The organism is Pseudomonas sp. NPDC089534 (assembly GCF_044749305.1).
Lineage (GTDB): Bacteria > Pseudomonadota > Gammaproteobacteria > Pseudomonadales > Pseudomonadaceae > Aquipseudomonas > Aquipseudomonas ekonensis.
The window spans coordinates 13033-38308 of sequence record NZ_JBIVHR010000060.1 but is presented as its reverse complement, the minus strand read 5'-3'; the positions used below and the strand labels follow the sequence as shown (position 1 = coordinate 38308).

General features: G+C 64.7%; 27 protein-coding genes. 11 read left to right on the top strand and 16 right to left on the bottom strand.

What is annotated here, in order from left to right:
- A partial coding sequence (locus ACIP0B_RS18545; RefSeq protein ID WP_400834729.1) for a cbb3-type cytochrome c oxidase subunit I occupies nucleotides 1–385 on the bottom strand: 385 nt, incomplete at its 3' end.
- An 82-nt stretch (nucleotides 386–467) separates the two neighbouring features.
- Entirely contained in the window at nucleotides 468–1595 is a 1128-nt protein-coding gene (coxB, locus tag ACIP0B_RS18540) for a cytochrome c oxidase subunit II (protein WP_085579434.1), read from the bottom strand.
- Nucleotides 1596–1966: 371 nt separating this feature from the next.
- Between coxB and ACIP0B_RS18535 the strand changes: the two genes are divergently transcribed.
- On the top strand, nucleotides 1967–2599 hold the full coding sequence (locus tag ACIP0B_RS18535) for a hypothetical protein (RefSeq protein ID WP_085579436.1): 633 nt from the start codon (nucleotides 1967–1969) through the stop codon (nucleotides 2597–2599).
- Between the two features lie 58 nt (nucleotides 2600–2657).
- On the opposite strand, the gene ACIP0B_RS18530 is transcribed toward ACIP0B_RS18535, so the two are convergent.
- From ACIP0B_RS18530 to ACIP0B_RS18520, 3 genes are all read right to left on the bottom strand, one after another.
- Entirely contained in the window at nucleotides 2658–4184 is a 1527-nt protein-coding gene (locus tag ACIP0B_RS18530) for a SulP family inorganic anion transporter (RefSeq protein ID WP_400834725.1), read from the bottom strand.
- A 90-nt stretch (nucleotides 4185–4274) separates the two neighbouring features.
- Complete coding sequence (locus ACIP0B_RS18525) at nucleotides 4275–5003, bottom strand: carbonic anhydrase (RefSeq protein ID WP_085579440.1); 729 nt, start codon at nucleotides 5001–5003, stop codon at nucleotides 4275–4277.
- Between the two features lie 236 nt (nucleotides 5004–5239).
- Nucleotides 5240–6298: a PA0069 family radical SAM protein gene (locus ACIP0B_RS18520; protein ID WP_400834722.1), complete on the bottom strand. Its 1059-nt coding sequence runs from the start codon at nucleotides 6296–6298 to the stop codon at nucleotides 5240–5242.
- Between the two features lie 237 nt (nucleotides 6299–6535).
- On the opposite strand from ACIP0B_RS18520, the gene ACIP0B_RS18515 reads away from it, so the two are divergent.
- On the top strand, nucleotides 6536–6838 hold the full coding sequence (locus ACIP0B_RS18515; protein WP_400834719.1) for a hypothetical protein: 303 nt from the start codon (nucleotides 6536–6538) through the stop codon (nucleotides 6836–6838).
- 91 nt (nucleotides 6839–6929) lie between these two features.
- On the opposite strand, the gene ACIP0B_RS18510 is transcribed toward ACIP0B_RS18515, so the two are convergent.
- From ACIP0B_RS18510 to ACIP0B_RS18500, 3 genes are read right to left on the bottom strand one after another with little or no spacing between them, the layout of a single operon-like run.
- On the bottom strand, nucleotides 6930–8216 hold the full coding sequence (locus ACIP0B_RS18510) for a c-type cytochrome (RefSeq protein ID WP_400834716.1): 1287 nt from the start codon (nucleotides 8214–8216) through the stop codon (nucleotides 6930–6932).
- A 12-nt stretch (nucleotides 8217–8228) separates the two neighbouring features.
- On the bottom strand, nucleotides 8229–10013 hold the full coding sequence (locus ACIP0B_RS18505; protein WP_400834713.1) for a GMC family oxidoreductase: 1785 nt from the start codon (nucleotides 10011–10013) through the stop codon (nucleotides 8229–8231).
- A 2-nt stretch (nucleotides 10014–10015) separates the two neighbouring features.
- The gene (locus tag ACIP0B_RS18500; RefSeq protein ID WP_400834710.1) at nucleotides 10016–10762 is read right to left on the bottom strand and encodes a gluconate 2-dehydrogenase subunit 3 family protein; all 747 of its coding nucleotides are present in this window, start codon (nucleotides 10760–10762) and stop codon (nucleotides 10016–10018) included.
- Between the two features lie 296 nt (nucleotides 10763–11058).
- Between ACIP0B_RS18500 and ACIP0B_RS18495 the strand changes: the two genes are divergently transcribed.
- Nucleotides 11059–11703 (top strand): tyrosine-protein phosphatase, encoded by a 645-nt coding sequence (locus ACIP0B_RS18495; RefSeq protein ID WP_400834707.1) that lies wholly within the window; start codon nucleotides 11059–11061, stop codon nucleotides 11701–11703.
- A 9-nt stretch (nucleotides 11704–11712) separates the two neighbouring features.
- Here ACIP0B_RS18495 and ACIP0B_RS18490 read toward each other — a convergent pair whose 3' ends face one another.
- The 3 genes from ACIP0B_RS18490 to prlC all read right to left on the bottom strand — a co-directional run bounded on the left by ACIP0B_RS18490 (nucleotide 11713) and on the right by prlC (nucleotide 16196).
- Complete coding sequence (locus tag ACIP0B_RS18490; RefSeq protein WP_400834704.1) at nucleotides 11713–13716, bottom strand: M3 family metallopeptidase; 2004 nt, start codon at nucleotides 13714–13716, stop codon at nucleotides 11713–11715.
- 123 nt (nucleotides 13717–13839) lie between these two features.
- Entirely contained in the window at nucleotides 13840–14121 is a 282-nt protein-coding gene (locus ACIP0B_RS18485) for a YheV family putative zinc ribbon protein (RefSeq protein ID WP_400834701.1), read from the bottom strand.
- Nucleotides 14118–16196, bottom strand: coding sequence for an oligopeptidase A (prlC, locus tag ACIP0B_RS18480; protein ID WP_400834698.1), 2079 nt, complete (start codon nucleotides 16194–16196; stop codon nucleotides 14118–14120). The genes ACIP0B_RS18485 and prlC overlap by 4 nt, the downstream gene beginning before the upstream one ends.
- 76 nt (nucleotides 16197–16272) lie before the next feature.
- Between prlC and ACIP0B_RS18475 the strand changes: the two genes are divergently transcribed.
- Together ACIP0B_RS18475 and ACIP0B_RS18470 are read left to right on the top strand one after the other, a co-directional pair.
- Nucleotides 16273–16818, top strand: a complete 546-nt coding sequence (locus tag ACIP0B_RS18475; protein WP_400834695.1) for a gamma carbonic anhydrase family protein — start codon at nucleotides 16273–16275, stop codon at nucleotides 16816–16818.
- 28 nt (nucleotides 16819–16846) lie between these two features.
- Nucleotides 16847–17497: an HAD family hydrolase gene (locus tag ACIP0B_RS18470; protein ID WP_400834692.1), complete on the top strand. Its 651-nt coding sequence runs from the start codon at nucleotides 16847–16849 to the stop codon at nucleotides 17495–17497.
- 83 nt (nucleotides 17498–17580) lie between these two features.
- Here the strand turns inward: ACIP0B_RS18470 and ACIP0B_RS18465 are convergent, their stop codons facing one another.
- Nucleotides 17581–18672 carry an aminopeptidase gene (locus tag ACIP0B_RS18465; RefSeq protein ID WP_400834689.1) on the bottom strand — a complete coding sequence of 364 codons (1092 nt, stop codon included), beginning with the start codon at nucleotides 18670–18672 and terminating at the stop codon, nucleotides 17581–17583.
- A gap of 58 nt (nucleotides 18673–18730) precedes the next feature.
- Here ACIP0B_RS18465 and ACIP0B_RS18460 point away from each other — a divergent pair, with 58 nt between their 5' ends.
- Nucleotides 18731–19153: a hypothetical protein gene (locus ACIP0B_RS18460; RefSeq protein WP_400834686.1), complete on the top strand. Its 423-nt coding sequence runs from the start codon at nucleotides 18731–18733 to the stop codon at nucleotides 19151–19153.
- Nucleotides 19154–19194: 41 nt separating this feature from the next.
- On the top strand, nucleotides 19195–19614 hold the full coding sequence (locus tag ACIP0B_RS18455; RefSeq protein ID WP_400834683.1) for a hypothetical protein: 420 nt from the start codon (nucleotides 19195–19197) through the stop codon (nucleotides 19612–19614).
- A 6-nt stretch (nucleotides 19615–19620) separates the two neighbouring features.
- Here ACIP0B_RS18455 and ACIP0B_RS18450 read toward each other — a convergent pair whose 3' ends face one another.
- Nucleotides 19621–19854, bottom strand: a complete 234-nt coding sequence (locus ACIP0B_RS18450) for a DUF1161 domain-containing protein (RefSeq protein WP_217894293.1) — start codon at nucleotides 19852–19854, stop codon at nucleotides 19621–19623.
- A 256-nt stretch (nucleotides 19855–20110) separates the two neighbouring features.
- Here ACIP0B_RS18450 and ACIP0B_RS18445 point away from each other — a divergent pair, with 256 nt between their 5' ends.
- On the top strand, nucleotides 20111–21112 hold the full coding sequence (locus ACIP0B_RS18445; protein ID WP_400834680.1) for an LLM class flavin-dependent oxidoreductase: 1002 nt from the start codon (nucleotides 20111–20113) through the stop codon (nucleotides 21110–21112).
- A gap of 50 nt (nucleotides 21113–21162) precedes the next feature.
- Here the strand turns inward: ACIP0B_RS18445 and ACIP0B_RS18440 are convergent, their stop codons facing one another.
- Together ACIP0B_RS18440 and ACIP0B_RS18435 are read right to left on the bottom strand one after the other, a co-directional pair.
- A complete protein-coding gene (locus ACIP0B_RS18440; protein WP_217894291.1) occupies nucleotides 21163–21387 on the bottom strand; it encodes a DUF1161 domain-containing protein in 225 nt (74 codons plus the stop codon).
- A gap of 126 nt (nucleotides 21388–21513) precedes the next feature.
- Complete coding sequence (locus ACIP0B_RS18435) at nucleotides 21514–21729, bottom strand: dodecin (protein WP_085579474.1); 216 nt, start codon at nucleotides 21727–21729, stop codon at nucleotides 21514–21516.
- A gap of 157 nt (nucleotides 21730–21886) precedes the next feature.
- Between ACIP0B_RS18435 and ACIP0B_RS18430 the strand changes: the two genes are divergently transcribed.
- Nucleotides 21887–22213 carry a YqjD family protein gene (locus tag ACIP0B_RS18430; protein ID WP_400834676.1) on the top strand — a complete coding sequence of 109 codons (327 nt, stop codon included), beginning with the start codon at nucleotides 21887–21889 and terminating at the stop codon, nucleotides 22211–22213.
- Here ACIP0B_RS18430 and ACIP0B_RS18425 read toward each other — a convergent pair.
- Nucleotides 22186–23103 (bottom strand): LysR family transcriptional regulator, encoded by a 918-nt coding sequence (locus ACIP0B_RS18425; RefSeq protein ID WP_400834673.1) that lies wholly within the window; start codon nucleotides 23101–23103, stop codon nucleotides 22186–22188. The genes ACIP0B_RS18430 and ACIP0B_RS18425 overlap by 28 nt on opposite strands.
- Before the next feature lie 113 nt (nucleotides 23104–23216).
- On the opposite strand from ACIP0B_RS18425, the gene trpB reads away from it, so the two are divergent.
- Together trpB and trpA are read left to right on the top strand one after the other, a co-directional pair.
- Complete coding sequence (gene trpB, locus ACIP0B_RS18420; RefSeq protein ID WP_085579481.1) at nucleotides 23217–24449, top strand: tryptophan synthase subunit beta; 1233 nt, start codon at nucleotides 23217–23219, stop codon at nucleotides 24447–24449.
- A complete protein-coding gene (gene trpA, locus ACIP0B_RS18415) occupies nucleotides 24449–25261 on the top strand; it encodes a tryptophan synthase subunit alpha (RefSeq protein ID WP_400834669.1) in 813 nt (270 codons plus the stop codon). Before trpB ends, trpA begins: the two co-directional genes overlap by 1 nt.
- The last annotated feature ends 15 nt before the right edge of the window (nucleotides 25262–25276 follow it).

Here is a 25276-nt window from a genome sequence, read left to right as displayed (position 1 = left end):
ATCTCAGGAACGCCGCCGGCAGCAGCCAGAAGCTGAAGTTGTTCATCCGCGGCAGGGCCATGTCCGGCGCGCCGATCATCAGCGGGATCATCCAGTTGGCGAGGCCGACGAACGCCGGCATCACCGCGCCGAACACCATCACCAGGCCGTGCATGGTGGTCATCTGGTTGAAGAACGCCGGCTCGACGATCTGCAGGCCGGGCTGGAACAGCTCGGCGCGGATCACCATGGCGAACGAGCCGCCGAGCAGGAACATGCAGAACGCGAACCACAGGTACAGCGTGCCGATGTCCTTGTGGTTGGTGGTCAGCACCCAGCGCATCAGGCCTTTGGCGGGGCCGTGGGCGTGGTCGGCATGACCGTGGTCATCGATAACGGCGCTCATGGCCTTTCTCCTTCAAGCGGACGGGCAGGGCCGTGCGGGGCGCGCAGCCCCGGACGTTGGCGGGAGGACGCGGCGGCGCGGCTCATTTGCTTTCCGCCTGTTTGAGCTCCAGCACTTCTTTGGGCGTGACCATGTCGCCCTTATTGTTGCCCCAGGCGTTGCGTTCGTAGGTCACGACGGCCGCGATATCGACTTCCGACAGCTGTTTGCCGAACGCCGCCATGGCGGTGCCGGGCTTGCCGTGGAACACCAGGCTCAGGTGCGCCTCTTTGGGGCCTGTGGCGATCTTCGAGCCCTTGAGCGCCGGGAACATCGGCGGTAGGCCCTGGCCCTCGGCCTGGTGACAGGCCACGCAGGTGGTGTGGTAGATCTTGTCGCCGCGTTCCTTGAGCTCGTCCAGCGTCCATTCCTTGCTGGTCAGTTCCTTGAGCTGCGCCGCCTCGGCCTTGCGCTCGGCGAGCCACTTGTCGTAGTCGGCCTTCTCCTTCACGTCGACCACGATGGGCATGAAGCCGTGGTCCTTGCCGCACAGCTCGGCGCACTGGCCGCGGTAGAGGCCGGGCTTGTCGATGCGCGTCCAGGCTTCGTTGACGAACCCGGGGATGGCGTCGCGCTTGACCGCGAAGGCCGGCACCCACCAGGAGTGGATCACGTCGGCGGAGGTGACGAGGAAGCGCACCTTGGCGCCGGTCGGCAGCACCAGCGGCTTGTCGACCTCCAGCAGGTAGTGGTCGCCCTTGGCTTGCTTGTTGTGGATCTGTTCGGCGGGGGTGGCCAGGTTGCTGAAGAACTCGACGTCCTGGCCCAGGTACTTGTAGTGCCACTTCCACTGGTAGCCGGTGATCTGGATGTCGATGTCCGGCTCGCTGGTGTCGTACATCTTGATCAGGGTGGCGGTCGCCGGAACGGCCATCGCCACCAGGATCAGGAACGGCACGACGGTCCAGAGGATCTCGACGGTGGTGCTCTCGTGAAAGCGTGCCGCGACCTGGCCGGTGGAGCGGCGGTGCAGGATCATCGACCAGAACATCGCGCCGAAGACGATGATCCCGATCACCACGCAGATCCAGAAGATGGTCATGTGCAGGTCGAACACAGCGTGACTGATCTCAGTCGCTCCAGGCGCCATATTCACAGTCCAGGCCGCTTGCGCCTGGCTGAAAATCGACCACAACAGGAGGCCCATCCAGACGTGTGGATGTCGCATCATTGCGGGTTCCCCTTATCGTTCTTGTTGTCCCGTAGGCGCAACGCCTGCGGCAAGGGAGCGGCTGCATCAGACTACGAACTTGAATCGCCGGGCCTTGCTGCGCGGGCAGTCAGGCATCATCAGCTAACTCCATTCACTGGCGAGTATAGACAGCGACTTGAACCTCGCAACGCGACTGCGTAAATCGCATGAAACAGCTGGCACTTGCGTTCCAGGGCACGAATGGAGAAGGATGCAGAGGAGTGGTGGCACACCGATATAACCCCGGTGTATCAAGGATGAAATAATTATGACAAATGCGTCTTAGCATTTTTCGTAAGCCAGCTAAGTTATGTCTTCCCTATTTCATTGCCTTGTCCCCTGGAGTTTTCATGAACACCGCCGCATTGCGCGAGCAGATCCGAATAGCCCGAGAACACGAGAAAGACACCGGACGGCTGACCCGTCAGCTGGAAAATCAATTGCCTCACCTGCACCCGGCGATCCAGTTGCCGGAAACCGGTGCCGAAGCCGTCCTGACGCGCTTCGTCGCCGCCTACATCGATGAAGTGCCGGACCTGCTGGATGCAGCCAATGAAGTCGCCAGGGAAGCGGGAATCGAGTCACAGATCAAACCGGTGCTGAAGATCGCCGAGCAGTACTTCCTCCAGCCGCCCGTGGGCCTGGACAGCCTGCTGGACGAGGCCTACCTGGCCCACCGGTTTGTCGAAGAGGTCAACGACCTGTACATCAAGCATTTCGGCCAGCCACTGATCCCCTTGGACATGACGGTCGCCAATCTGATTGCCCACCAGCTGCTGGGTGAGGCATTCGCCAACCAACTCGACGAAGTGGTGCACCACGCGGTGGACAGCATGCTCGACGACGACAGCTTTGCGCTGGAGTCGGTGGAGGCCTACCGCGAGAAACTCAGCAGCCCGGACACCGGCGCCGCCTGGAAACGCTGGCCGTGCATGGGCCGCCGCCTGGGCGTGGGCCTGGAGCTGGATCAGCCGGCCGCCTGATCCCGGATCACAAATCGTAACTGTGGGAGCGGGCAAGCCCGCTCCCACAAGGTTTGTTTCAGCCCGCCGTGCCGATGCCGACGGTGGTGCGCACCCGCCCTTCAAGCCTGCGCTTGAGCCCCCGCGATTCAATCAGCAGCCTCGAACCCTTGGCGGCGTTGGCCCGCCCCCACTCCTCCAGCAGTTCCAGGCAGGCGTGGTCGATGTAGCTCAGGTTGTTGAGCGGCACATGCACCGTCGTGCCCGGCGGAACGCTGGCCAGGGCCTGGGTCAGCGCCGGCACCTTGAGGAACGTCGCCGCGCCTGTCAGGCGCATCTCCATTTCCCCTTCCTGCGGCAGGTCGATCAGGCTGATCTTCAGCCGCGCGGCTTTCAGCGCCAGTTTCAGCAACGTCAGGCCGAAGCCGATCAGCACGCCGGTCAACAAGTCCGTGAAGATGATCGCCAGCGCCGTGGCGGCGTAGGTGAACATCGGCATCCGGCCGTAACGGCCCAGGCCGCGGAACACCTTCAGGTCCACCAGCTTGAACCCGGTGTAGACCAGCACGCCGGCCAGGCTCGCCACCGGAATGCTCTGCAGCAGGCTCGACAGCAACAGCACGAACGCCAGCAGCCACAGGCCGTGGAAAATCGTCGAAAAGCGCGTGGTGGCGCCGGCCTGGACGTTGGCCGAACTGCGCACGATCACCCCGGTCATCGGCAATGCGCCGACCAGGCCGCAGAGCATGTTGCCCACCCCCTGCGCCGACAGTTCGCGGTCGAAGTCCGAGCGCGGGCCGCTGTGCATGCGGTCCACCGCCGCGGCGGACAGCAGGGTCTCGGCGCTGGCGATGAAGGCCACGGCGAACGCCGCGACCAGCAAGGCAGGGTCGGCGAGGTTGAGCAGGTCCGCCGGCTTGAGCCAGTCGATGGCCTGCGCCAGGTTGTCCGGCACCTCGACCCGTTTGACCGGCAGCGCCAGCAGCAGGCTGGCCCCCGTGGCCAGGCCGACGCCGAGCAGCGCGCCGGGCACGAAGCGCAGCGAATGCGGGCGCAACTTCTCCCACAGCCACATCACCGCGATGGTCCCCAGCCCCAGCAGCCCGGCCTGCCAGCCGAACGACGGCAGGGCCTGGGCCACGGCGCCGGGGAACGCGGTGAGGTTGTCCAGGCCGGAGGGTTTCGGCGCGGCGTCGAGCATCACATGCACCTGGGACAGGATGATCAGCACGCCGATCCCGGCGAGCATGCCGTACACCACCGCCGGCGCGGTGACCCGGAACCAGCAGCCGAGCTTCAGGCGCCCGGCCGCCAGCTGCAGCAACCCGGCCAGCAGCAGGATCGGCCCGAGCATCTCGACGCCGTGCTGGCGCACCAGCTCGAACACCAGCACCGCAAGACCTGCCGCCGGCCCGCTGACCTGCAGCGGCGAGCCGGCCAGCCAGCCCACCACCAGCCCACCGATGATCCCGGTGATCAGGCCCTTGGCCGGCGGCAGGCCGGACGCGATGGCGATGCCCATGCACAGCGGCAGGGCAACCAGGAACACAACCACCGAAGCCAACAGCTCCCGTGGCAGAACAGCTTTCAATTGAGCGGCACGCATGGGGATTCTCCCGGACTTTTCTTCAGGCGTGGCGAGGCCTGGCCGCTGAAACAGCGGCCGGCGTCAAACCACGGAGATTTTTAGGAGGATCTAGAAGCGCGCTTTAGGCGTCGCGACCGGGATCGGATGGCTGCCGTCCAGCGGCAGGAAGCAGCCCTGGTCCGCGTCGTACGCTTTGATTTCGCTGGTTTCGATGTTGTAGACCCAGCCATGGATGAACAGATGACCGTTCGCCATGCGCGAGGCTACCGAGGGATGGGTACGCAAGTGCTGCAGTTGGGCGATGACGTTTTCCTCGGTGAGGATCGGCATGCTTTCTTTTTCGTTGGCGCAGTTGCAGTTGTCCTGCACCATGGTTTTCGCGACTTCGGCGTGGCGCAGCCAGGCCTTGACCGTCGGCATCTTCTCCAGGCTGTCCGGGTTGAGCACCGCACGCATGGCGCCGCAGTCGGAGTGGCCGCAGATGATGATGTGCTGCACGCCCAGGGCGAGCACGGCGTATTCGATGGCGGTGGACACGCCACCGTTCATCTGGCCGTAGGGCGGTACGACGTTGCCGACGTTGCGGGTCACGAACAGGTCGCCGGGAGAGCTCTGGGTGATCAGTTCGGGGACGATGCGCGAGTCGGCGCAGGTGATGAACATCGCCCGTGGCGACTGGGCCGTGGCGAGTTTCTTGAAGAGTTCTTCCTGCTGCGGAAAGACCTCATGATGAAAATGCAAAAAGCCGTCGACGATGTGCTTCAGCGCTGCATCGGCGGTTTCCGCCTCAGGGGCCGGCGCCGACGCAGCCAACGGCTGTTTATCCTTGTCACTCATGATTCATCCTCTTTGGCGGATTCGGGGAGTCATTCCCGTGTATTCCGGTGTGAAGCCAGTGGCTGTTCAAACATCCGGGCCGATCCTGACCCGTCAGTCACTCGATGAACAAGGTAACCGCCGAAACTTAACTCAAACTGAATCAAAGGCTCTGGAACCTGTGTTCCAGGTCACAAAAAACGTGACCGGCGCAACCGGTCGAGCCGTTCCGTCACTCAACCATAGGCCAATTGTCCCTAAATCAGCGACATCTGGCGACCCGGCGGACAAAAGGCCGAGCAATCGAGGCCGAAGCCTTCCCGGCGGTCGAGCCCCAGGCGCTTCAGCGCCTTGGCGAACCGTTGGGCCAGCAGATCGGCGAACGGCCCTTCGCCCCGCATGCGGGCACCGAAACGGCTGTCGTAGAGCTCGCCGCCGCGGCTCTGGCGGATCAGGCTCAGCACATGGGCCGCCCGCTGCGGGTAGTGCGCCTGGAGCCACTCCTCGAACAGCGGCGCCACCTCCAGCGGCAGGCGCAGCATCATGTACGCCGCGCTCTGGGCGCCGGCCGCGTGGGCCTCGGCGAGCAGGCTTTCGATCTCGCTGTCGTTGATCATCGGAATCATCGGCGAACACAGCACGCCCACCGGAATGCCCGCTTCGCGCATCACCCGGATCGCCCGCAGCCTGGCCTTGGGCGCGGCGGCGCGGGGTTCGAGGATGCGCTTGAGCTCGTCGTCCAGGGTGGTGAGGCTGATCATCACCGCCACCAGCCTCTGTTGCGCCAGTTCGGTGAGCAGGTCGAGGTCGCGCAGGATCAGCGAGCCCTTGGTGACGATGGTCACCGGATGCCGGTGGCGCAGCAGCACTTCGAGGATCTGGCGGGTGATCCGCTGCTCGCGTTCGATGGGCTGGTAGGGATCGGTGTTGGAGCCCAGGTTGATCGGCGCGCATCGGTAGCCGTGCTTGCCCAGTTGCTCCTCCAGCACCTGGGCGGCGTTGGTCTTGGCGATCAGTTTGGTTTCGAAGTCCAGCCCCGGCGACAGGTCCCAGTAGGCGTGGCTGGGCCGGGCGTAGCAATAGATGCAGCCGTGCTCGCAGCCGCGGTAAGGATTGACCGAGCGGTCGAAGGGCAGGTCCGGTGACGTGTTGCGGGTGATGATGGTCTTCGCCGTCTCGATCCGCACCTCGGTGCCTTGGGTCTGCGGCACTTCCTGATGCCAGCCGTCGTCCTCGGCCACCGAACGGCTCGGCGCGAAGCGGTTGTGCGGGTTGGCGGCGGTGCCGCGGCCGCGGGGAGGCAAGGGCGTGTGCATCGGAGGCGTCCTGTTTGCTGTATGTGCATACAGTATCCTTGGTCTTTGCAAACGGCCAGTGCCGTTCGGCGATTCTGCCGGCCGGCCTCTGCGGATTCAGGCTCCGCAACGCGTCGGTATCGGGATCGTTAGTTGAGAGAAACGTGAGGTTATATATTCAGCATAGTTTCGTTAGTTGCTATGGCGTTAGGATTGCCTCCGTTGTAAATCGGATGATTTAAATAAAAGGAATTAATCTTGTCTAACTTCAATCCTCGCGGCATCTTTTTGCAGAAGCTCGGCCCCACTCCGGTCGATCCCAAGGAAGTGCTGGTGTCCCTGCAATTCGCGCTGAAGGAGTCCGGCTGGGATGCTGAGAACGGCGTGCCATTGGACTCCCTGGTCGATTCCCGCACACTCATCGCCGCTTCTTACGACGGCGGCAAGACGTTTACCGTTCGCAACGAAAAAGACATCGATGGCGACGGTGACATCGACGCGGACGATAAGGCCAAGTTGCTGGCGCTGGCCAAGGCTTATGCAAGTATCGAAAATCCTTGAGTCTTAAGAGGCCGCAGAAGTTGTGGCACTCAATATAAAAAAGGCCCTGCCCGCATTGCTGCGGGCAGGGCCTTTTTTATGTTGCGGTGTGTCAGTGGGCGGGCTCTTGCGTCGATGCCGTCTTCATCTGTTCGGCACGCAATTGTTTAACCTCAGCTGCGCTGACCGGCGCCCCCTTGTTGCCCCAACTGCCGCGGATGAAGCTCACCACGTCCGCCACTTCCTGATCCGACAGCCGCCAGCCGAACCCCGGCATGGTGATGGCCGACGGCGCCGCGTGGGTCGCCGGCAGCGTGCCGCCCTTGAGCACGATGTGGATCAGCGAGGTCGGATCCTCCGATTGCAGCACGGGATTGCCCGCCAGCGCCGGGAACACGCGGGTGTAGCCGTGGCCGTCGGTGCGGTGGCAGGCCGCGCAGTTGTCGATGTACACCGCTGCGCCGCGCTGGCTGTCGTCACCGTTCCACAGGGCCTTGGCGGCCGTTTCGTCGTACGGGTGAGGGCGGTCGGCGGGATCCTTGGCCGACAGCGATTTCAGGTAGCGGGCGATCGCGGTCAGGTCGGCGTCGGTCATGTACTGCATGCTGTGGGTGACCACGTCGCTCATGCCGCCGAACACGGCGCTGCGGTCGCTGCGCCCGGTCTTCAGGAACTGCACCAACTGCTCTTCGCTCCAGCCGCCGAGGCCGTCCTTGTGGTCGCCGCGCAGGTTCTTGGCGATCCAGCCTTCCAACGGCGCGCTGCCTGACAGAAAGCTGCTGCCTTCGCCTGCGCTCAAGGATTTTTCCTGCATGGTCAGGGCGCGTGGCGTATGACAAGCGCCGCAATGTCCGAGGCCTTCCACCAGATAAGCCCCACGGCTGACCACGGCATCGTCCGACGTAGCTTTGTAGTCCTCGACCTTCGGCGCAAACAGCCAGCGCCAGCCCGTCAGCGGCCAGCGCATGCTCAACGGCCAGGGGATGTCGCTGGCCTTGTTCTCCTGGGCCACCGGCTCGACGCCGTGCATGAAGAACGCGTAAAGCGCCTTCATGTCGGCTTCGTTGACGCGGGCGTAGGACGGGTACGGCATCGCCGGGTACAGCGTGCTGCCGTTGCTGGCCACGCCATGGCGCACGGCCCGGTCGAAGTCCTCGAAGCTGTAGCCGCCGATGCCGCGCTTGTCCGGGGTGATGTTGGTCGAGTAGATCGTGCCGATCGGGGTTTCCATCGGCAGGCCGCCGGCGAACGGTTTGCCGTCCTTGGCGGTGTGGCAGGCCACGCAGTCGCCTGCGCGGGCCAGGTACTCACCTTGCCTGATCAAGGATGGATCGGCGTCGGCGCCGTAAAGGGAGGCGCTGCCGAGCAACGCCAGGGTCGCGATAACGAAAGTCTTCATGGTCATCGCTCCTTAAGCCTGGACCAGCGGGCCGGGGTTTTTCAGGTACTGCTCGCGGATCGCCTTCGCCGACCAGTAGGTCAGGGCGGCGACCAGCCCGGTCGGGTTGTAGCCCAGGCCTTGCGGGAACGCCGAGGCGCCGGGGACGAACACGTTGTGCACGTCCCAGCTCTGCAGGTAGCGGTTCAGCGCGCTGGTCTTCGGATCGGTGCCCATGATCGCGCCGCCGTTGAGGTGGGTGGTCTGGTAGGAGGCGGTGTTGAAGTGGTCGCCGACCTTCTTGCTGATCACGTTGATGGCCTTGGGGCCCATGGCCTCGGCGATCTTGCCCATCTTCTCGACCATGAAGCGGTTCATCTTGATGTCGTTTTCCTGCCAGTCGAAGGTCATCCGCAGCAGCGGCAGGCCGTAGGCATCGCGGTACACCGGATCCAGGTCGAGGTAGTTGCCCCGGTAGGACTGATGCGCGCCGTGGGCGTCCATCGACACCTGATGGGTGTAGTAGTCGGCGGTGGCGCGTTTCCAGGCGCTGCCCCAGGCGGGGGTGCCCGGCGGGTTGGAGGTGCCGGCGATCGGCCGGCTGCCGGCCTGGTTGACCCACATCGGCGAGCCGCCGACGAAGCCGTGGGGGCCGTGGTCGAAGTTGTCGGCGTTGAAGTCGTCCACCGCCACCCCGTTGCCGCCGGCGCCGATGAAGTTGTTGGTGTGGGTGTCCTTGTCGAAGAACGCCTTGATCGTGGCCATGTTCTGGTAGGCGAAGTTGCGCCCGACCACGCCTTCGCCGCTGACCGGGTCATACGGCTTGCCGATGCCGGACAGCAGCATCAGCCGCACGTTGTGCAGCTGGAACGCACCGAGGATCACCAGATCCGCCGGCTGCTCGATCTCCCGGCCCTGGCCGTCGACGTAGGTGACGCCGGTGGCCTTGGTCTTGCTGCTGTCGAGGTTGACCCGCAGCACGTGGGCGTTGGGGCGCAGCTCGAAGTTCGGCAAAGGCTTGAGCGCCGGCAGGATGTTCACGTTCGGCGAGGCCTTGGAGTACATGTAGCAGACGTAGCCGCTGCAGAATCCGCAGAAGTTGCACGGGCCCATCTGCGCGCCGTAGGGATTGGTGTACGGTCCCGAGGTATTGGCGGAAGGCAGGTTGTAGGGCTTGTAGCCCACTTCTGCAGCCGCCTTGCCGAACAGCTGCGCGGAAACGGTGTTCTTCTGCGACTCCAGCGGGAACGGGTTCGAACGGTCCGGCGCGTAAGGGTTGCCGCCCTTGCCCTGGCCCACCAGTTGCCCCTTCACCGTCCAGGCCTGGCCGGAGGTGCCGAAGACCTTTTCGGCGAAGTCGAAGAACGGCTCCAGCTCTTCATAGCTGACGCCGAAGTCCTGGATGGTCATGTCCTTGGGGATGAAGTGTTTGCCGTAGCGCTCTTCGTAGTGGCTGCGCATGCGCAGCTCGATCGGATCGACGCGAAAGTGCACGCCCGACCAGTGCAGGCCCGCGCCGCCCACGCCGTTGCCCGGCAGGAACGCGCCCAACTGGCGGTTCGGCAGGGCGATGTCGTTGACGCTGTGGCGGATGGTGACGGTTTCCTTGGAAACGTCCTGGAAGAGTTTTTTCCGAACGCTGTAGGTGAGTTCGTCGATCACCTGCGGATAGTTGCCGTCCGGGTAGGTGTCCTGCATCGGCCCGCGCTCCAGCGCCAGCACGTTGAGGCCGGCCTCGGTCAGCTCTTTGGCCATGATCGCGCCGGTCCAGCCGAAACCGACGATCACCGCATCCACTTTTTTCATTACCGTTGCCATGCTCACGCCCTCTCGCCGCGGATCGAAACTGCCGGGAAGGGATACGCCTCGTTGCGTTCCACCCAGTCCATGAAGTCGGCGCGGGCGCCGGGGAAGCCGATCATGGTCCAGCCGACCATGCCTTTATTGCCGCCGTGGATCGGGTCGCAGAAGAACCCTTCCTTGGTGTTCTGCAAGAGCAGGCTGAAGAAAACCTTCGCCGGAACGGCGTCGAACTGCGGTTTTCCGGCTTCGAGCTGCTTGAGCAATTCGTCTCGGGTAGCGCTGTCTTGCTCGGCAAATGTTTTGCCGTTGAGGCCTTTTGCCCACTGATCCGCGGCGGCGATGCCCAGGCGGTAGATCTCTTTGGGCACCAGTTTGCTCTGCCAGCCCATTTCCGGCGCGGCGTCGGCGTTGAACGGGCCCTGCATGTACCACAGCGCACCGGCGGCGTAAGGCGTGTTCATCTGACGGTCGATGTATTCCGGCACGCCGGCTTCGAGGGCGCCGGGGCCCTGGGCGTCGTTGGGGATCAACTGCGCGACGGCGGCGTTGATGAACGCCCACTCTTCGGCGGTGAAATAGCTCGGCTGATACTCGCCCGCCTTGGCCGCAACCGGTTTTGCGGCGGGCGCAGCAGGTGCGGGTTCGGGGGCGGCCTGCAGCACGCTGCTGCCCAGGCCGCTGCCGGCCAGGGTGACGACGGGGATCAGGGTCAGGGACTTGCGCAAGAACTCACGCCGCGGGTTGTCTCGACTTTCATCAGACATGGGGGTGCACCTCATCAGGCATTGATGGTTGTCAGCCGTCTCTGCGGGCGGCTTAAGGTTGTTTGGCTGCGACGTGGCCGGAACGGCCAGGAGAAGGGGAACGCGTCTGCAACATCATGTGACAAATGGTAGCAGGCTAAGCATCGAGATGAATCGATTCATCTGAAAAAAACCGTGATTGCGACGAAGGGCACCGGCCGGTTCACGATTCTTTGACAAGCGCCTCACAGGGATTTGACTGCTCAACCCTGATGCTGCGAGGCCCTTCAATCATGAATCCCTACGGTCCACCGAGCATGTCCCGATTGCGTTTCCTCCCCGCCGTGTGTCTTTCGCTTGCCGTCGTGTTGCACTGGGTGCCGGTCCAGGCCGCCGAGGCCCCGGCGTCCCGTCCTGCCGAATGGGCGCAGCCGGTGGAGGTGCAATACAACCTGTTCCAGATGTCGCCGACCCTCTACCGCAGCGCATTGCCCGACGGCGGTGCCGTGCCGCTGCTGAAGAACCTGAAGGTGGCCACGGTCATCAACTTCTTGCCGGAGTCCGACTCGGGCTGGCTGAAGACGCCTGGCGTGAGTCTCGTGCAGTTGCCCTACCGCACCAATCACGTGGATGACAGCGATGTGCTCAAGACCCTGCGCGCGATCCAGGCCGCCGAGGCCAACGGCTCGGTGCTGATGCACTGCAAGCACGGATCCGACCGTACCGGCCTGATGGCGGCGATGTACCGGATCGTCGTGCAGGGCTGGAGCAAGGAAGACGCCCTCAATGAAATGACCCAGGGCGGATTCGGCGAAAGCGGCCACTTCAAGGACGGCGTTCGTTACGTGATGCAGGCTGATGTCGACAAGTTGCGCACAGCGTTGGCCAATGGCGATTGCAGTACCAGCCCCTTCGCCACTTGCTCGATGAAGAGCTGGTTCAAGTCCGCCCACATCGAATGAGCGTCGCGTTCACCGGTCTTCATCGCTCTTGTGATCGAGAAACCTCTCCATGGCATCACCCAGGGATTGCCCGTCGCCCCAGGTGAAGAACGCCTGGCGCAGGGCGAGTCCGGTGCGCGGATTGAACACGCCTTCAGTTTCAAAGCGCTTGAAGGCGTCATTCGCCAGTACGCGTGACCAGTCATAGGCGTAGACGGCGGCTTCATAGCCGGTCACCAGGTAGTCGAATCCGTTGGCGAACCGGCAATAGGCCGGCAACTTCAACGCCGGGATCTCGTCCAGCACAGCCTCGAAGACCTGGTCGACCCGGCGGCCGTCGCCTTGGCCCCGGTGCAGTTCGAGGTCAAGCAGCGCACCCATCAGCTGTATGGCTTGGGAGCGGCTGGTGTAGGCCTCCAGCGCCGCGAGCGTGGTTGCGAGCCGTGCTTCGGTCAGGCGCTCGCCAGTCTGGTGGTGGACGGCCAGCCACGCCATGAAGGCCGGCGACCGGCACCAGTGCTCGAACAATTGCCCGGCGAACTCGGCGGTATCGCGGGGAAGCTGCGATATCCCGGACTGGTTGTGATGGACGGCGCGCGTGAGAACCTGTTGCAGGCCATGCCCGAACTCATGGAACAGCACCCGCAGGTCCTGATGCGAAAGCAGGCAGGGCACCCCTTCGCCCACCGGCGTGAAGTTGCAGCGGAGCACGGCGACCGGCAACGCCGTGCGGCCCTCGGCATTGACGCTGCGGTTGCGCAGGGTCTGCGTCCAGGCATAGTCGGGCGCGCCGTCGCGATGGAAAAAGTCCATGTAGAGGTATCCGAGCACTTGCCCGTGCTCGCTGATCTCGAACAGACGGACCTGGGCGTGCCAGTTGGGGACGTCGGTTTTCTCGCGGATGCCGATCGAGAACATGTGCTCGCTGAACCGAAGCAATCGGTGCAGCGTTTCCTCCAGCGCCAGGAAATCCTTCAGGTCCGCCAGCTCGGGCGCTTGTTGTCGGCGCCGCCGCTCGCAAAGGAACTCATGATCCCAGGCTTCGACCTCGGCGATGCCCAATTCAAGGGCGAGCGCCTTGAGCGACTGCATGTCCTTTTCCATTGAAGGATGAATGCCGGTCAGTTGGCTGCGCAGAAAGTCACGGACCTGCGCGATGCCGGTCGCGGCATGTGTCTCAAGGCGCAGTTGCGCGAAGTTGTCGTAGCCCAGCAAGCGGGCCTTTTCATGGCGCAAGGCGAGCAGCGCCTGCAGCGCCGGGCCGTTGTCGAACCGGTGGGCCTGCGGGCCCTGATCGGATGCGCGAGTGCAGTAGGCCTGAAAGTATTCGGCGCGCAGGCTGCGGTTTTGCGCATGCCTCATGATGTGCTCGAAGCTGTTGAGGTCAAGCTTGAGCAGCCAGCCTCCGTGTCCTGCGTCCCTGGCGTCGCTCGCCAGGCGCTCTGTCATCGACCTGGGCAGGCCGGCCAGCAGCGCATCGTCGTCGATGCGTTTGCTCCAGGCTGCGCCGGCGAGTTCCAGGTTGTCGCTGAACGTTTTTTCCAGGCGCTGGATTTCGCCGTTCAACTGCCCGAGCCGCTGGCGTTGTGCGGTGGGCAGTTCGATCCCCGACAAGCGGTATCGGCGCAGGATCTTGGCGAGCGAGGCCTTGCGCGACGGACTGAAACTGCCGGCGACCGAACTTGATGCAAGCCGGACGAAGCATCGGAACAGCGCCTGGTCGCTTCGCCTGTCGAGCAGGTACTGCCCGATCGCGGCCTCGCAGAGCGCGCTTTCCCTGTCCCAGTCGAGGTTGCCGGAATGGATCGTCGAAAGGGTGTCGATGACGTTTTCGGCCTCTTCCAGCCGCGCATCGGCCTGATCGACGGCAATCACCAGATCGTCCCAGTTCGGGTGCGCGGCCTGGCCGGCAATCACCTCGGCGATGATGCGCCGGTTATCGGCGATGATGGATTGGATGGCCGGCAGCAGATGCTCTGCGCGCACTTCGTTCCAGGGGGGCAGCGTCCACTGTTGCAGCAACGGGTTGGGCATGACGTCTTCCTTCAGGTCGGGCTTGAAGTGCCAGCCTAAGAAGCAGACGCGGGGAGGGGGTGGTGCAGGGATAGTGCCCTCCACCGCCGGACGGCGGCGGAGGGCGGTCGTGACTCAGTGCGGTCAGTCGGGCTTTTTCTTCAGCTTCGGGTTCGGAAAGAACTGCACCGCCTGCACGGTCTTGTCGGGCGCAGGCTTGAGCGCGACGGTGTTGACCCGCGTGCCCAGCTCCTTCGGAACCGACAGGCCTTGCTCGTTGAGCGTGTCCGCGTAACCGCAGGCCACGCATTCGCGATGGGGAATGTCGTCCTCGCTCCACATCATCAGCTTGTCCGGCTCGCTGCACGCCGGGCAGACCGCCCCGGCGATAAAGCGTTTCTTCGTCTTCACAGGTGCCTCGCTCATGCTGCCGCGTCCTCGCTCAGGCCGCTGTGACGCAAGAGTGCGTCAATCGAAGGCTCGCGGCCACGGAAGTCGACGAACAGCACCATCGGCTCCTGCGAGCCGCCGCGGGCCAGGATCGCTTCGCGGAACGCGCGGCCGGTGTCGGCGTTGAGCACGCCGTCCTCTTCGAACCTGGAGAACGCATCCGCCGACAGCACTTCCGCCCACTTGTAGCTGTAGTAACCGGCCGCGTAGCCGCCGGCGAAGATGTGGGCGAAGCTGTTGGGGAAGCGGTTGTAGGCCGGCGGACGCATCACCGAGACCTCGTCGCGCACGCCTTCGAGCACCTGCAGCACGCTGCGGCCGTCGCCGTGGGTGGCGTGCAGCTCGAAATCGAACAGCGAGAACTCCAGCTGACGCACCATCATCAGGCCGGACTGGAAGTTCTTCGCCGCGAGCATTTTCTCCAGCAGGTCCTGGGGCAGCGGTTCGCCGGTTTCGTAGTGGCCGGAGATCAGCGCCAGGCCTTCCGGCTCCCAGCACCAGTTCTCCATGAATTGGCTCGGCAGCTCGACCGCGTCCCAGGCCACGCCGTTGATGCCGGACACGCCGGCATGGTCGACGCGGGTCAGCAGGTGGTGCAGGCCATGGCCGAATTCGTGGAACAGGGTGGTGACTTCATCGTGGGTCAGCAGCGCAGGCTTGCCGCTGTCGGCCGGGGTGAAGTTGCACACCAGGTTGGCCACCGGGCTCTGCAGCACGCCTTCGGCGGTGCGGCGACGGTCGCGGGCGCCGTCCATCCAGGCGCCGCCGCGCTTGTTGGCGCGGGCGTACAGGTCGAAGAAGAAGCGGCCCACGTGCTGGCCGTTTTCCTTGATCTCGAACAGGCGCACGTCCGGGTGCCAGGCGTCGAAGCCTTTGAGCTCGGCGATCTCGATGCCGTACAGGCGCTGGACGATGGCGAACAGGCCGCCGAGCACCTTGTCGATCGGGAAGTAGGCGCGCAGGGTTTCCTGGGCCACGCTGTAGCGTTGTTCACGCAGCTTTTCGCCGTAGAAGCCGCTGTCCCAGCTCTGCAGGTCCGCGCAGCCCTGCTCGGCGGCGTAGGCCTTGAGCTGCTGCAGGTCCTGGGCGGCGAACGGCTTGCTGCGTTTGGCCAGGTCGCGCAGGAAGCTCAGCACCTGGTCGCTGGACTCGGCCATCTTGGTGGCCAGGCTCAGCTCGGAGAAGCTGGCGAAGCCCAGCAGCCTGGCCAGTTCCTGGCGCAGGCCGAGGATCTCGTCCATCACAGGACCGTTGTCGTTCTGGCCGGCGTTCGGGCCTTGGTCCGAGGCGCGGGTGCAGTAGGCGGCGTAGACTTCCTCGCGCAGCGCACGGTCCTGGGCGTAGGTCATCACCGCGTAGTAGCTGGGGAACTCCAGGGTGATCAGCCAGCCGTCCAGGCCCTTGGCCTGCGCGGCGGCGGCCATCTGCGCCTTGGCCGAGTCGGTCAGGCCGGCGAGGGCGGCCTCGTCGGTGAGGTGCTTGGTCCAGGCCTGGGTGGCGTCGAGCAACTGGTTGGAGAAGCGGCTGCCCAGCTCCGACAGTTTGCTCTGCACTTCGGCGTAGCGCTTTTGCTCCGCTTCCGGCAGGTCGATGCCCGACAGGCGGAAATCGCGCAAGGCGTGCTCAAGGATGGTTTTCTGGCCCACGTCGAAGCCGGCGGCTTCCGGGCTGTTGGCCAGCGCTTCGTATGCCTGGAACAGCTCGCGGTTCTGGCCCATCTCGGTGGAGTAGGCGCTCAGGGCCGGCAGGCAGGCCTCGTAGGCTTCGCGCAGTTCGGCGCTGTTGCACACGGCGTTGAGGTGGCTGACCGGGCTCCAGGCGGCGCCGAGGCGGTCGTTGAGTTCGTCCATCGCCAGCACCAGGCCGGCCCAGGTCGGGTTCGTGCCCTGGCGCTTGAGGATCTCGGCGATGGCGGCGCGGTTGTCGGCCAGGATGGTTTCGATGGCGGGCTGCACGTGTTCGGCACGGATCGCGGAGAACGGCGGCAGGTCGTAGGGCTGCAGAAGTGGGTTGTTCACGCTCACGGTTGGCACCTTGGCAGAAGGAAACATGCATTTAGAAACGTGGGCCCATCTTAATTACAATCGGCAGCGACCGCAGCTATCGGCGACAGAGAGAGAACTTATCGTGTCCCTTCGCAAGTACCAGAACCACACCCCGCGCCTGGGCAAAGGCGCCTTTGTCGACGGCTCCGCGGTGGTGATCGGCGACGTCGAAATCGGCGAAGACAGCTCCGTGTGGCCGCTGACCGTGATCCGCGGCGACATGCACCGCATCCGCATCGGTGCGCGCACCAGCGTCCAGGACGGCTGCGTGCTGCACATCACCCACGCCGGCCCCTTCAACCCGGACGGTTTCCCGTGCCTGATCGGCGACGACGTGACCGTTGCCCACAAAGTCATGCTGCACGGCTGCACGGTGGGCAGCCGCGTGCTGATCGGCATGGGCAGCATCGTCATGGACGGTGCGGTGGTCGAGGACGACGTGATCGTCGGCGCCGGCAGCCTGGTGCCGCCGGGCAAGCGCCTGGAAAGCGGTTTCCTGTACGTGGGCAGCCCGGTGAAGCAGGCCCGGCCGCTGACGGACAAGGAACGCGCCTTCTTCACCTACAGCGCGGCGAACTACGTGAAGCTCAAGGATCTGCACCTGGCCGAAGGCTACGACCAGATCTGAACCCTCCCGCACAAGCCCAGGAATTTTCATGCACTACCAGACCGTACTGTTCGACCTCGACGGCACCCTGACCGACCCGCGCGAGGGCATCACCCGCTCCATCCAGTTCGCCTTGGCCAAGCTCGGCATCGACGAGCCGGACCTGAGCAAGCTGGAACACTTCATCGGCCCGCCGCTGCTGCAGGCGTTCATGCAGTTCTACGGATTCGACGAGGCCAAGGCGTGGGAGGCGGTGAATTTCTACCGTGAGCGCTTCAAGGTCACCGGCCTCTACGAGAACCGGGTGTTCGACGGTGTCATGCCGTTGCTGGAAACCCTCGGCGGGCAGGGCCGGCAGCTGTACATCGCGACCTCCAAACCGTGGGTGTTCGCCCGGGAGATCGCCCGGCACTTCGACTTTGCCCGGCACTTCAAGGTGATCTACGGCAGCGAACTGGACGGCACCCGCACCGACAAGGTCGAGCTGATTGCCCACTTGATCGCCGAGCAAGGACTGGACCCGGCCGACACGCTGATGATCGGCGACCGCAAGCACGACCTGATCGGCGCGCGCCGCAACGGGCTGGACGCGGCGGCGGTGGGCTATGGGTTCGGCAGCCGCGAGGAACTGAGCGCCGAGGCACCGGCCTATCACTTCGAGACGCTGGCCGAGCTGCATCAGGCGTTCCTGCGCCGCTGATCGGTCAGCCATCGCCAGCAGGCGGGCTCCCACACGTTTCGAGGCGTTTCTGTGGGAGCCGGCCTGCCGGCGATGAGGCCGGTTCAGCCGGCGGAGGGTTCAGGGTTGGCCAAGGCCTTGAGCGCCGACTTGCGCTCAGTTGCGCCCAATTTGCCCAACTTCTCGACCTCGGCGTAAAACCTCAGCCAATCCCCGCCCACCTGCCTGAACAGCGCCGCAAACGCCGGCACCCACTGGTCGTACAGCCCGAACGGCAACAGCCGCGCATTGTTCAGCGGCGCGTTCACCCACGCGTCGTAGCGCTTGTCCCCGGACCACTGCCGGTCACGCAGGGCCCGATAGTCACGACGAAACCGTTCGAACGCCTCGGCCTTGCGCTCGCGCATGACCTCGGCCGCCAGCGGTTGTGCGTAGAGCGCTTCCAGACGGGCCCGGGTGTCGAGGATCAGGCCGATGAACTGGTCGCGCTGCTGCAGGCGCGAGCCGTTGTCCGGCGCCAGCCCCCGGAACGCCCGCCACTGCCGCGTGCCTTCCTGTTCGACGAAGGTGGCGAAGGACTCGTTGAATTCGGTGTCGTCCTGCACATAGAAGCGCTGGTGGGCCAGTTCGTGAAAGATCAGCGTGGCCAGGCGCTCGTCGCCCCAACCCGTCATCGAGTTGAGGATCGGGTCGTCGAACCAGCCCAGGGTCGAGTAGGCCTCGACGCCGCCGATCGACACGTCCATGCCCTTGAGGCGCTGGATCGCCGCTTCGCCCCGAGCCGCGCCCTGGCTGTAGTAGCCGCGGTAGGCCACGCAGCCGGCGATGGGGAAGCAGTGGTTCTGCGGGCTCAGGGAGAATTCCGGGGTGGCGAACACGTTCCACACCACGAACGGCCGGCCGATGTCGGCGTAGAGCCGGTAGCTCTGGTTGTCCGGCAGGTGCAGGTGGCGGCTGGCGAAGTCCCGGGCCTTCTGCGACTCGGCCAGGTGCGCCCGCAGCTTGGGGTCACGGGCGGGGTCGGCGATCACCTCGGCGACCGGCTCCCGGGCCCGCAGCAGTTGCAGCTGACCGCCGGCCAATTGGCTGTAGTAACTGAGGCTTGTGCAACCGTTGAGCAGCAAAAGCAAAACACCCGGAAACAAAATCCGCAAAACGCGATCAAGTAACCCATGGCTGGGTAGCGGCCTGAACAAAATAAGAAACCCCCGGACAGTCTGCCCGCAAGACTATCCCGCCCATAGGAGCTTCGCCATGCGCAAGTTGATGCTGACCGCCGGCCTGTTGACGCTGACCGGCTGTGCCGGATTCGGAATGCCTACCCCTGACCCTTCGCAAGCCTGGATCGACCTGGAGTCGCGCCAGCAGGACACGGCGCTGCAGGCACTGGAGGTCGACGCGAGGGCGGCGGTCGACAAGCGATACTTCGAAGTGCAGCCCGGCAGCCATGAGCTGAAGGTGCGTTACCAATTCCCGGTGGAGGCGACCAACATCGGCCCGGATGCCGAGCCGTTGTGGCGCGATTGCCGGTTGAGCCTGACCTTCAATGACTTCAACGCCGGCCAGCGCTATCAGTTGCAGGCCGGCAACATCGGGTTCCGGCCGTGGGCCAAACTGTACGATCAGCAGCGCAAGGTGGTGGGGCAGGCCAAGCCGGCGGGCTGTCAGCGCACCTGATCGGCGTTATGCTGGATGCCCGAATCCACGGACATTCATCAATGCGCAAGATGATGCTGTTGCTGGCGGCCGGTGTGATCGCCGGTTGCCAGACGCCGATGCCGCCGGTCGATCCCGCGATGGCCTGGGTCGACTTCTCGACGCCCACCCCCGGCGGCAAACTGCTGATGGCCGAGCGGCTCGACAACCGGCGCCTGACCGACGGGCGCTTCTTTCAGGTCACGCCCGGCAGCCACGAACTGCGGGTGCGCTTCGACTTTGAAGTGTTCGGCGGCGGCGGCAGCCTGATGACCGGGCCCGTCGAGCGCCTGTGCTACCTGACCCTCCGCTACGACCATTTCGAGGCGGGCCAGCGCTACCTGCTCGAAGGCCGCTCCCTGGCCTTCACCCCGAGCGCCCGGCTGTACAACGCCAAGCGGGAAATCGTCGCCGAGGACCGCGAGGTCAACTGCATCATCTAGCCCGGATCAGCGGTCGTTCTTCTGGTAGATGATCTTCTTCGTGCCGTTTTCGCACGAGCCGACGACCATGTTCTGATCGTGGACTTCGTCGTTGGTGACAATCTCCAGGGTGTAGGAGGTCACGCCCTGGGCCTGGATCTTGGCTTCGATCTCGGCCTTGAGTTCCTCGCAGGGTTTCGGGGCCGCCAGCACCGCACTGGCCAGGGTCAGACCGAACACCGCCACAGCAAAACGTTTCATGGTTGAAGCTCCTTCGACGCAGCGCGCACGAAGATGCGCGAAGGCTGCGGTCAATCATTCGACCACCGTTCGGCCGGGCAGGTTCTGACCCGGCTCAAACCTCTGCCTCATGAGAATCGTTGACTTTTTTAGTAGGAATTTTCCGGTCGGCTATTGAAACTCGGGTATATGCCCTCATTGCACAGGACACGCCTATGAACGGGGCAGGTCGGCGTTCGCATGGATGAACCTGCGCCCTCACCCGGAGAAGCACTTTATGAAGCAACTGTCCGACGTAAAGTTTTCCACCCTCGATCTGGTGCCGGTGCGCGAGAACGGCAGCCCCGGCCAGTCGCTGCGCAATTCGCTGGATCTGGCCCGGCACGTGGAGAGGTTCGGCTACACCCGGTTCTGGGTCGCCGAGCACCACAACATGGACGGCATCGCCAGTTCCGCCACTTCGGTGCTGCTGGCCTACCTGGCGGGCGGCACGTCGAGCATCCGCGTCGGATCCGGCGGGGTGATGCTGCCCAACCATGCGCCGCTGGTGATCGCCGAGCAGTTCGGCACCCTGGAGAGCCTGTATCCGGGCCGGATCGACCTGGGCCTGGGTCGTGCGCCCGGCTCCGACCAGATGACTGCCCGGGCCTTGCGCCGTGAACGCTCAGGCAGCGCCGACGATTTTCCCGACGACGTCGCCGAACTGGTGCGCTACCTCGGCCCGCGCACCCCGGACCAACGGGTGATCGCGATGCCGGGCACCGGCACCCAGGTGCCGGTGTGGCTGCTGGGCTCCAGCCTGTTCAGTGCGCAACTGGCAGGCCAGCGGGGCCTGCCGTATGCCTTCGCTTCGCATTTCGCCCCGCGCTACATGCACGAGGCGATCCGCGTCTACCGCAACCACTTCCAGCCGTCGGCGGTGCTCGACAAACCGTACGTGATGCTCGGCGTGCCGCTGGTGGCGGCCGACACCGACGAGCAGGCCGATTACCTGGCTACCTCGGTGTACCAAAGGATCCTGGCGCTGATGCGCGGGCAAAGCCTGGTGCAGCGTCCGCCGGTGAAGACCATGGACGGCCTGTGGCTGCCCCACGAGCGCGAGGCGGTGGGGGACTTCCTCGGCCTGGCGATGGTCGGCAGCCCGCAGAAGATCCGCGCGAAGCTGGAGGTGCTGATCGAGCAGACCCAGGCCGATGAGCTGATCTTCACCTGCGATCTGTACGAGCACGCCGACCGCCTGCATTCCTATGAGCTGCTGGCGCAGGTGATGAAGGGCTGACGATAAATGTGGCGAGGGAGCAAGCTCCCTCGCCACAGTCTTTGTTTAGGTCAGCCTCGCTTGTAGACGATTTCCTTGGCGCCGGCCTCGCACTTGCCGACGACCTTGCCGCCCGCAGCCGCCCCCTTGTCCACGATTTCCAGCGAATAGCCGGAAACGCCCTTGGCATCCAGCTTGGCCGCGATTTCGGCCTTCAGTTCCTCACACGGCTTGCCGGCAGCGAATGCGCCACCCGCAAGGCTCAACAAACCTACCGCCAACATGAACTTCTTCATCGGTTGCACTCCCTGGTCGGATCGAAAGAGACGGCACCGGGCCGTTGCCCGGTGCGCTCGCCCTGTAGCGCTTTGCCATTCCTATGGCACTCGGCCAGCGCGCAAGTTCAGAAGCGTAGACCAAACTCAGCTGCTGGCAATCCGGAACCCGACCTTGAGGGTCACCTGAAAATGGGCGGCCTTGCCGTCCCTGATGTGGCCGCGGGTCTCGGTCACTTCGAACCATTCCATGTACTTGACGCTCTTGCTGGCTTCGGCCAACGCGTTGTTGATGGCGTCTTCGATGCTGCTGGTGGACGAACCGACCAGCTCGATCTTCTTATAGGTGTGATGGTCGCTCATGGCGCTCTCCTTGAAGTGTGCCATTGAGCCTAGCAGCGATTTGCCGTGTCGGTTCCGGCATCCCGGCGGGGAGGGGATTCAGATTTTCTGCACTTTCCGGGACGGGCGAAGTCCCAACCATCACACGCCGTTTCTCACCCCATGCAGGAGAATCACCATGGCCAACACCTCGTTACGCAAAGCTTCGCTGCAAAGCATGGAAGCCGAGATCGAGAGTCTGCTCAAGTCGCTGGAGAGCCTGAAGGACGACGCTTCGGACGAGTCGCGCAAGACCCTCAAGGCGCTCAAGGGCAATGCCGAGAGTGCGTTGAGGCATTCGCGCAGCCTGCTCAGCGACGCCTACGAAGAGGTCAAGACCAAGACCCGCGAGACCGGGATCGCCACCCGCGACTACGCGCAGGAACATCCCTGGACGATCGCCGGCGTGGCGGTCGGTGCGTTGGGCCTGCTGGCCGCTTACCTGCTGTTCAGGCGCGGCGAGTGATCGGGCTGGCGCAGCTCGTTTCTTAGCCATTGCGCCAATTGCCGGGCGCGCCCGTCGGCGGCGCGCTTGGGCAGCCACAGCGCCAGTCGCGCCGGGGTTTCGCAAAATCCCCACGGCGCGACCAGGCGCCCGGCCCTCAAGTCTTCCGCCACCAGCGGCTCCGGGGCGATGGCCACGCCCAGGCCGGCGACCGCCGCCTCCAGCAAGTAATACAGATGCTCGAAACCCTGCCCCATCTTCAGCGCCTTGGCGTCGAGGCCGCTTTGCCGTGCCCAGGCCGGCCAGGCTTGCGGACGTGAGGTGGTGTGCAGCAACGGCTCACTCAGCAAGGCGCCGGCGGGTGCGCCTTGAAGCTTCGCGGCGCCGCTGAACAGCGGGCTCATGACCGGGCCGATGCGCTCGCTGGCCAGCTCGTAGACTTGCATGTCCGCCGGCCACGGCGGCTCGGCGAACAGCAGCAGGGCGTCGAGGCCGGGCCGCCTAGGATCGAGGTCGCCTTCGCCGGCCGACAGGTGCAGCCGCAGGTCCGGCAAGTCCGCGTTCAGCCGTCCCAGCCGCGGAATGAACCAGCGCGCCAGCAGGCTGCCGGAGCAGCCGAGCACGAACGGTGCGTCGGCGGTGCTTTGGGTGAGCTCGGCGCACACGCTGCGCAGCCGCTCGAAGGCTTCGCTGCTGGCGTCCCGCAGCCGGATGCCGGCATCTGTGAGTTTCAGGCCGCGCCCGTCCTTGACGAACAGGCTCACGCCCAAGTGCTCTTCCAGCACCTTGAGCTGGCGGCTGACGGCACCGTGGGTGACGTGCAGCTGCTCGGCGGCCTGGCTGACGCTGTTCAGCCGGGCAGTGGCCTCGAAGGCGCGCAGGGCGTTCAGAGGGGGGAGGTCGTGGCTCATTTTATCTGTGAGTTTTCCTGACAGGTTGCGGCGATCTTATCGGTTTTCAGCCCGGATCGTCAGGGGTAGAGTGAACGCCATTGTCCCCTATGCGAATTCACCGGGAGTCATCCATGACCCAGACTTCGAACACCTCCAACCTGCGCAGCGGCCCGGACGACAACGGCCTGTTCGGCGCGTTCGGCGGCCGTTACGTGGCCGAGACCCTGATGCCGCTGATCCTCGACCTGGCCCGTGAATATGAAGCGGCGAAGGAAGATCCGGCATTCAAAGAGGAACTGGCCTACTTCCAGCGCGACTACGTCGGACGTCCGAGCCCGCTGTACTTCGCCGAACGCCTGACCGAGTTCTGCGGCGGCGCCAAGATCTACCTCAAGCGCGAAGAGCTGAACCACACCGGCGCGCACAAGATCAACAACTGCATCGGCCAGATCCTGCTGGCGCGGCGCATGGGCAAGAAACGCATCATCGCCGAGACCGGCGCCGGCATGCACGGCGTGGCCACCGCCACCGTGGCCGCGCGTTTCGGCCTGGACTGCGTGATCTACATGGGCACCACCGACATCGAGCGCCAGCAGGCCAACGTGTTCCGCATGAAGCTGTTGGGCGCCGAGGTGATTCCGGTGGTCGCCGGCACAGGCACCCTGAAGGACGCGATGAACGAAGCGCTGCGCGACTGGGTGACCAACGTCGACAACACCTTCTACCTGATCGGCACCGTGGCCGGCCCGCACCCGTACCCGGCGATGGTGCGCGACTTCCAGGCCGTCATCGGCAAGGAAACCCGCGAACAGCTGCAAGCCCAGGAAGGCCGCCTGCCGGACAGCCTGGTGGCGTGCATCGGCGGCGGCTCCAACGCCATGGGCCTGTTCCACCCGTTCCTGGATGACAAGAGCGTCGAGATCGTCGGCGTCGAAGCCGCCGGCTACGGCATCGAGACCGGCAAGCACGCGGCCAGCCTCAACGGCGGCGTACCGGGCGTGCTGCACGGCAACCGCACCTTCCTGCTGCAGGACGACGACGGCCAGATCATCGACGCCCACTCGATCTCCGCCGGCCTCGACTACCCGGGCATCGGCCCCGAACACGCCTGGCTGCATGACATCGGCCGTGTCCAGTACACCTCGGTGACCGACGACGAAGCCCTGGCCGCCTTCCACCAGTGCTGCCGTCTGGAAGGGATCATCCCGGCCCTGGAAAGCTCCCACGCCCTGGCCGAAGCCTTCAAGCGCGCGCCGAAGCTGCCGAAGGATCACCTGATGGTGATCAACCTGTCCGGCCGCGGCGACAAGGACATGCAGACCGTCATGCACCACATGGAACAATCGACGCAGGAGAAACACTGATGAGCCGCCTGCAAACCCGCTTTGCCGCCCTCAAGCAGGAAAACCGCGCCGCACTGGTGACCTTCGTCACCGCCGGCGACCCGGACTACGACACTTCTCTGGCGATCCTCAAGGGCCTGCCGGCCGCCGGCGCCGACGTGATCGAGCTGGGCATGCCGTTCACCGACCCGATGGCCGACGGCCCGGCGATCCAGCTGGCCAACATCCGTGCGCTGGGCGCCAAGCAGAACCTGGCGAAGACCCTGCAGATGGTGCGCGAGTTCCGCCAGGGCAACAGCGACACGCCGCTGGTGCTGATGGGCTACTTCAACCCGATCCACAAGTACGGCGTGGAGCGCTTCATCAGTGACGCCAACGAGGCCGGCGTCGACGGCCTGATCGTGGTCGACATGCCGCCGGAGCACAACGCCGAGCTGTGCGACCCGGCCCAGGCGGCGGGTCTGGACTTCATCCGCCTGACCACCCCGACCACCGACGACGCGCGCCTGCCGAAGGTGCTCAACGGCAGTTCCGGTTTCGTCTACTACGTGTCGGTGGCCGGTGTGACCGGTGCCGGCGCCGCGACGCTGGAGCATGTCGAGGAAGCGGTGGCGCGCCTGCGTCGCCACACCGACCTGCCGATCAGCATCGGTTTCGGCATCCGTACCCCGGAGCAGGCGGCGTCCATCGCACGCCTGGCCGACGGGGTCGTGGTGGGGTCGGCGCTGATCGACCACATCGCCAATGCGCAGACGCAGGCGCAAGCGGTCGACGGTGTGCTTGGCTTGTGCGCTTCGCTGGCCGAAGGCGTGCGCAAGGCGCGCGTCAGCTGAGGGCAAGGCTCCCGC